Raw genomic sequence first — 7097 nt, forward strand, 5'->3', positions numbered from 1 at the left:
CATAGAAAGATATTTAAACTTTTTGAATATACCGTTTCCATTCGTTTACTCTCTCGCGTTAAACAAGAAAGAACCCGAGTTCGGCCCGGTCGATTGAAACGTTTCTTTTTTCCGAGAAGGTGTTCTCGTAAAGAAAACCTTACACGAACTTTAAGTCCGATTCGAATTCAATCAAATAGACGTGCCCCAAAAGGAGATCTAAAAGGCTGACCCTAAACAAAAATAGGAAATAAATTTCTTCCCGTGAAAATCATTTTTTAGAGACGATCGAAATCTCATTTTAAGGACGAAATCAAACCGTCCACGATCGTTTCGCTCGGAGAATCCCTGTTCCAGATAATTCGAACGTAATTTCTTACTTCAGGACTGCGAATTTCGCTCGAGACTTCGGTCCAATCCGAGGATTTCAGATTCACTTTCCACTCGTTTAAAAAACGGTAAATGTTTCGAACCAAAGGAAGACAACGCTCTTTTTTGGAATTACAAAGCGCAATCTGGGACTTTAAATTTTTCAAAGAAGAATCCTTTACAAAAATGGAATATATTTCGCGATCGATCGAGTCGGAATTTTTCTCCATACTTCGATTCAAATAAATTCCCGCAAAAATTCTTCCTCCGTCGGGACAAACCGAAATCGGAGTTTTCTCCGAGTTTGCGACGACCAATTTATAATCCTTCGAAAACTCGGGACGATTCAAGAATTTAGAATATTCACAACTCCAAGGAAAATGAATTTCTAAAATATCCGGCCGATTTATATCGATGTAGGAAACAACACGATCCGGATTTTTTTTATTCGCCGCGAGATAACGATTCCCGAGATATCCGAGATCGAATATATTAAATTCCTTATAAAAGCTCAGAGCTCCCAAGTCGGCGATCGCCACGAGAGGTCTTACGATCCCCTCCCCCTTCGCGATTTCGGAGATCTGAGTTCTTCTCTCTTCGAAGATCCGAGAACTGCAACATAGATCATAGGACTTATGTTTGTAATTCTTATAAGCTAAAAAACCGGCGAGAACAACCAAAGGAAGAATTAGGTATTTCTTTTTTTCAGTGATCGCGCCGGCTCTTACCACAAACATAACCGCCCCCAACACCGCGAGCCAAGTCATCGGCCGAGCCGGATCGAGTCTGTAGTTGCCGAAAATGAACGGATGTAAAAGTCCGGGCAAAACAAGAGAGACTGCAAGAATCACAAACGATCGTTCCCGATCGTTTATCTTTCTAAAAAAAAGAAGAAATAAAGAAGCCGGAACGAGCAATACCAAGTTTTGTTTAAAACCGAATTTAAAAATCTCCCAATTTTTAGATAAGGCCGGACTCAACCGAATCAGATTGAGAAAGTTTTCTCCGAGAGAAAGCTCCTGAGCCGTGGAAGTGTTCGGAAAAATCTTTCCGAAATATAAAAATCGAATTCCAAAAAAAACGAGCCAAAGCCCGCCCGCGATCCAAACCGGAAGAGTTTTTTTCCAAGAAATCCGATTTCGAAACGAGATAAAAAGAAAGACCACGCTGATAAAAAAAAGATGAAAGACACTTTCGATTCTTACCAAGGTTCCCGCAAAAAGAAGCAAGGATGCACCGATCAAAGAAACCTCTTTTCCGTTTGCGATCCGATAAAGAATCAAAAGATAAGCTGTGTAGAGCAGATGCATCCAGGGATTCTCCATTCCGGAAGCGTGCCACGCAAGAAACGTAAACGACGCAGAAAGAAGCAAAACCGTCAAAAAAGTGAAGCCGAAATTCTCCCGATCGGAAGTTTCACGGACTCCTTTCAATAGTTCGTAGACAACGACGCCTAGGAGAAACGTCGTCGACCACCATTGCAGTATAAAAAAAATGGAATAGTGAATCCCGGTAATCTTATAGACGAATGCAAAGATTAAAAATTCAAGAGGAGAAGAATAACCTTCGATCAGTTCTCCGCTGGGGTTGACTCCGATAAAACCGAAATCGATCCAATTCTTCGCGTGACTCAAGGTGATAATTCCGTCGTCCCGATCTACGTAGAGTTCCTCGGGAAAAAATCCCAAAACGATTTTAAAAACGATAAGGGTCGCAAGACCGGAAAGGATCGGAAAGAAAAACCGATTTTTGAGTAGGGATTCCGATATCTTATTCTTCAAATCCATCTGCCAATGCCCGTCCTGAAAATAAATTCAAACACTCTTACGGTAAAACGATCAGGACGGGATTTCGATTTTTAACGAGGCAAACGATTTAGAATATCAAGATATTCTTTTGCCATACCCAAAACCACTTCTTTTGCGGGAATCAACTCTTCGATCTGCGCCACTCCGTGTCCCGCAGACCAAATGTCCCGCCAACGTTTGTATTCCTGATCCAGATTCTGAGACTCTCCGCTGTGAGAAAGATCGCCCGCCTTCTCCACGGATTTTTTTAACCAGTTCGCGGGGATCCCCGAAATTTTTTCCGTATATACGATTTCTTCCGGACCGGATTCGATCAACATCTGTTTGTAACCTTCGGACGCCTTCGCTTCCGGAGTCGCGATCAATCTTGTGCCCACGTAAACCGCTTCGGCTCCCAACGCGAGTGACGCGACCATCTGGGCTCCGCTCGAAATCGCGCCCGCGGCGATGATCGGAAGTCCCGTTTCTTTTTTTAAGTACGGATAAAGACTGAACGGTGAAATGTTTCCCGCGTGTCCTCCCGCTCCTTGTGCAACGGCGATCAGAGCGTCCGCTCCCGCTTTTGCGACAATATTTGCGTGCCTCAGGGTAGTCACGTCACAAAACACTTTGGATCCTACGCTTTTTGCCTCGCTCACGACCGTTCGAGGACTTCCCAAACTTGTGATCAAAAGTTCGACCTTTGCGTCGAGAACCACCTCCAATTGTTTGGACCAATTCGGGTTATGGGCTTTGTGAAGAATCAAATTTACGCCGATCGGTTTTTTTGTCTTGGAACGAATCTCTTGGAGAGCGTCCTTGAGTTGCTCCGGAGAACGATAATTGAGAGAAGGAAAACATCCGATCCCGCCCGCTTCCGAAACCGCGACGACCAAATCGGGATACGAGACTAAAAACATAGGAGCTCCGATAATCGGGAGATCGATTCCGAGCATTTCCGTAATTCGAGTATTCAATTTCATTTTGAGGATTCTTTAGATAACAGTTGTTTTAAGCAAGGAGGATTTTTCTTCCCAAAATGAAACCGATCCGAAATTCTGATCGTATGATCGTGATTGCGTCCTCTTATAAAATTTTCGAAGAAAAGATCGAAGACTTTAAAAAAGTCAGCCAAGAGATGGCGAAAGAATCCCTGGAAACGGAAGACGGAGTTTTGAGACTCGACGTCCTCCAAGCGGACGGCGATCCCGGTAAATTCTTATTTATGGAAGTTTATAAAAGCGAGGCGGCGAGAAAGGCCCATCTCGAAACCCCTCAGTTTATTTCCTGGAGAAGAGCGGTTCCGGAATGGCTGAGCCAAGGAAGCACTTCGATTCAATACCTACCGATCCATATCGATCTTCCCGCCTAACGCACGTTTTATCCCGCGAGAAAGTAAGTCGAAACCGTTCCTTTGCCTTTGATATCCACTTCCCCCCTTTTTTCCAATTGAAAGATGGAGGAAGCCGCCAAAAAATATTCTTCCGTTACGTGGATCTTTCCGGGAAGTCCGTGCGATTCCATTCTCGAAGCGAGATTGACCGAATCTCCCCATAGATCATAGATGAATTTTTTTCTACCGATCACGCCGGCGACGACCGGACCGGAATGGATTCCGATTCTGATATTGAGTTTTTCCCGGATGAGTTCCTCATTCGTATTCACTTCTTTTAATATATCCAAGGCGAGATTCCCGATTCTTTCCACGTGGTCTTCGCAGGCGATGGGGATTCCCGCAGCCGCCATATATGCGTCGCCGATAGTTTTGATCTTTTCCACGCCTCTGTCTTCCGCGAGTTCGTCGATCCTCGAAAAAAAACGATCCAGAAGTCCCGCGAGTTCGTCCGGAGTTTTACGCGCGGCCAAAAGAGTAAAGCCCACGATGTCCGCGAAAAGAATCGAACATTCCGAAAAATATTCCGAGATCTGAGAATTTTCGTTCTTGAGCCGATTTGCGATCGCATCCGGAAGAATGTTCCTAAGTAGAAGATCCGATTTTTCTTTTTCATTCTCCAGGTCCTTGGTTTGTGTTTCGATCGTCTTGGCTTGCAGAAACAATTTTCGCGTCGTCAACTCAAGAGTATAACCCGCGATGACCGCGAAAAATTCGGAAAACCATATTAGAAAACTATAAACCGTTTTTTCCTGACTCGTGAGGCTTACGTCTCGAAAAAGATTGAACTGATACGCCGCCAAATACGAGGAAGTTACGAGAAACGCGGGGAAAGTCCGAATTCTTAAAACCAAAAACGCGTAGTAAGCGATGATGATCAGGATCGTAAGAAGAATCGCGTGCTGGTCTCTGATAAAAGCGTAGCCGACGTAAACCGCGGTAAATCCTCCGAGGGTGTTGCTGAACATCGAGACCGCGACCATCGTATTTCTAAATCTTTTGAAAGTGGAAAGAATCAAGACCGATCCGAAGAGGGAACTTCCGAACAGGATCCAAAGAACCATCCTATCCCGAATCAGAAGGACATCGTAAAAAAGGAGAAAGATCGCACCGTATCCCATAACGGCCGAAACCGCGCCGATCCGAACGAACGAGGCGATATGGTCCCGAAGAAAGGATCTGAATTCTTTTTCCAAACTCGGATCCAGGAATCGAAGGATATAACTCTGAAACATCGTCGTATTCTTCTTTCGAAAAGAATAACGTGCAAGATCTTTTCTTCCCGAGCTTTGGACTTGACAGGGATTTTGATTTCTATATTCTGTAACCAGACGCTTTACAGATATGACTAGCCGGTTTACAGTCGCGATTCACATTCTTTCTCTACTTTCTTTGAGCGAAGGAAAGACCAGGACTTCGGAAGAACTAGCCGAGAGTGTGAACACAAATCCCGTAGTAATCCGCAAAATTCTTTCCCTTCTCAAAAGTCAGGGAATCGTCCGGAATCAGATGGGTCCGAACGGCGGTTATATCCTCGCAAAACCTTCCTCGGAGATCAGCCTCAAGGAGATTTACGAAGCGATCGACGAGAAGATCTTTCAGATGCACTCGAAAACTCCTAATAAAAAATGTATCTGCGGCCATTCGATTCAGCCGATTCTGACCAAAGTTTATGAAAAGGCGGAACGGGTCTTGGAGGACGAATTGGGTTCCACAAATCTGGATTCGATCACAAAGGAAATTCTTTCCTTTTCCAAGAAGTAATCGATTTTGTTAAACGAAGTCCGTTTAAAAAGACGAACCTGAAATTATTTACATAAACTTCCGATTGGACTTACGTTTTCAGAGAAGAAGTCTTTGGAAAATTCTCAGTTCAAAACCGCGTCGGAGAGATTCAAAAGATACTTCTTTTCTTACTGAATTCTTCCCGCTAAAAAATGAAACCGATTCTTTATATTTTGTAACTTTTTTGAATACAAATAGATTCTTTCGGGTCTAAATAGAATTCGGAGGTTTTTTATGATTCAATGGGTTCAATCCGATTCGAAAGATTCCTTTCCCGGCGTCCCTAAAATTTCTACTTCGGAAAGAGAAGAGGATCCGATGGATGCGTATTCCAAAGCGGTGACGAACGCGGTCGATACAGTGAGTCCGGCGGTCGTTCATCTCAAAGTGAACGGTAATCGAGGAGGTGGAGCCGGTTCCGGATTCTTAATTTCTCCAGACGGTTTTATAGTCACCAATCAACACGTTGTCGAAAACGCATCCGAGATCAACGCTGAATTTCCGGACGGAAGAAGTCACAAAGCGATGAAGATCGGAGAAGATCCGATGACAGACATCGCCGTCTTAAAAGTCACAAGCGATCCGTTTCCGTATCTGCACTTTTCAAAACCGACTTCGGTTAAAGTCGGACAACTCGCTATCGCTATCGGAAACCCGCTCGGTTACGAATCGACCGTCACTGCGGGCGTCGTAAGCGCTTTAGGAAGAAGCCTTCGTTCCCGTTCGGGAAGATTGATCGAAGACGTGATCCAAACCGACGCCGCTCTGAACCCCGGAAACTCGGGAGGACCTCTCGTGAACTCGAAAGGAGAATTGATAGGAATCAACACCGCGATCATTCCATCGGCGCAGGGAATTTGTTTCGCGGTCGGCTCCGGCACCGCGGAATACGTCATCACCCGCCTGATGAAAAACGGATTTGTAAAAAGGGGTTATCTGGGAATCGCGGGACAAAACCAGAGCATTCCGAATCGTCTGAAAATTTTCAATAAACTCGATCAAACTTCAGGAGTTCTCGTGATCGAAGTAGAAAATTCTTCCCCGGCCGCCTCAAGTCTATTAAGAAAAGGTGATATGATTCTTTCCTTAAACGATCAGGTAATCCGTTCCATCGACGACATGCACAGAACCCTGGACGAATCCACGATCCAAAAAGATCTTCCGATCCGCGTTTTGAGAGAAGGTTCTCTGAGGACGTTTTCGATTCGAAGCGGGGAAATCTGACGATTAACCGGAATCCGGAAAAATTCTTTGGAGGAGTTTTTTGTGGGAACTCCAATGTATCTTTCCGTAAAATCGGTTTTGCAGAAGGCGCGTTCTTCCTCCCTTGAGTTTTTCCGACAAACGTTTTCCTTTTTTAAAATTCGCAAGATGGCGCGAGGAGATCCCGCAAAATCCCCGGCAAAGAGGAAGTTTTTTTTAAAAGAAGGGGTTCCTACATTTTATGGAACAAAATGACCTCGTAAAATCGAAGAGAAACCGCGGGAAGCAGGAGTTCCCACAGATCACATTCGTTCGGCGGAAATGAGTCCTTCCCAAAAATCTGAAAGATGTAGGAACTCACACTTTTTTTGAAAAAAGGTCGATTTGCGATCTCGCAAAATGATCCATGAGACGTAATTCGTGGGAACTCACACAAGCAGATTATAATTTTCTAAAATGCGAATCCTTCTCTTTCGAGATTCTCATACGGATTCCAGTTCTGATCGGAGTTCCCACATTCCAAACTATAGGACAGACCCTAAAATAATGATTTTTGTAGGAACTCCTTCGCTTCGGACTCT

The 7097-nt window shown here is 44.4% G+C and carries 5 protein-coding genes and 1 pseudogene; 3 read left to right on the forward strand and 3 right to left on the reverse strand.

Annotated features, from left to right (window positions below):
• Positions 1-275: 275 nt before the first annotated feature.
• Both CH376_RS05240 and CH376_RS05245 read right to left on the reverse strand, forming a co-directional pair.
• The gene (locus tag CH376_RS05240) at positions 276-2135 is read right to left on the reverse strand and encodes a hypothetical protein (RefSeq protein ID WP_100785572.1); all 1860 of its coding nucleotides are present in this window, start codon (positions 2133-2135) and stop codon (positions 276-278) included.
• 71 nt (positions 2136-2206) lie between these two features.
• On the reverse strand, positions 2207-3118 hold the full coding sequence (locus CH376_RS05245) for an NAD(P)H-dependent flavin oxidoreductase (RefSeq protein ID WP_100785573.1): 912 nt from the start codon (positions 3116-3118) through the stop codon (positions 2207-2209).
• 83 nt (positions 3119-3201) lie between these two features.
• On the opposite strand from CH376_RS05245, the gene CH376_RS05250 reads away from it, so the two are divergent.
• Positions 3202-3507 carry a putative quinol monooxygenase gene (locus CH376_RS05250; protein ID WP_100785653.1) on the forward strand — a complete coding sequence of 102 codons (306 nt, stop codon included), beginning with the start codon at positions 3202-3204 and terminating at the stop codon, positions 3505-3507.
• Here the strand turns inward: CH376_RS05250 and CH376_RS05255 are convergent.
• Positions 3416-4763, reverse strand: a pseudogene (locus CH376_RS05255) (adenylate/guanylate cyclase domain-containing protein). The gene CH376_RS05250 and the pseudogene CH376_RS05255 overlap by 92 nt on opposite strands.
• 109 nt (positions 4764-4872) lie before the next feature.
• On the opposite strand from CH376_RS05255, the gene CH376_RS05260 reads away from it, so the two are divergent.
• Positions 4873-5292, forward strand: coding sequence for an Rrf2 family transcriptional regulator (locus tag CH376_RS05260; protein WP_100785575.1), 420 nt, complete (start codon positions 4873-4875; stop codon positions 5290-5292).
• A 255-nt stretch (positions 5293-5547) separates the two neighbouring features.
• Positions 5548-6537, forward strand: coding sequence for a S1C family serine protease (locus CH376_RS05265; protein ID WP_100785576.1), 990 nt, complete (start codon positions 5548-5550; stop codon positions 6535-6537).
• Positions 6538-7097: the final 560 nt, after the last annotated feature.

Source organism: Leptospira adleri (assembly GCF_002811985.1).
Taxonomy (GTDB): Bacteria; Spirochaetota; Leptospiria; order Leptospirales; family Leptospiraceae; genus Leptospira; species Leptospira adleri.

Coding starts and splice junctions, on each gene's coding strand:
- CH376_RS05265 (WP_100785576.1), top strand. CDS start 5,548: ATGATTCAATGGGTTCAATCCGATTCGAAAGATTCCTTTCCCGGCGTC.
- CH376_RS05250 (WP_100785653.1), top strand. CDS start 3,202: ATGATCGTGATTGCGTCCTCTTATAAAATTTTCGAAGAAAAGATCGAA.
- CH376_RS05245 (WP_100785573.1), bottom strand. CDS start 3,118: ATGAAATTGAATACTCGAATTACGGAAATGCTCGGAATCGATCTCCCG.
- CH376_RS05240 (WP_100785572.1), bottom strand. CDS start 2,135: ATGGATTTGAAGAATAAGATATCGGAATCCCTACTCAAAAATCGGTTT.
- CH376_RS05260 (WP_100785575.1), top strand. CDS start 4,873: ATGACTAGCCGGTTTACAGTCGCGATTCACATTCTTTCTCTACTTTCT.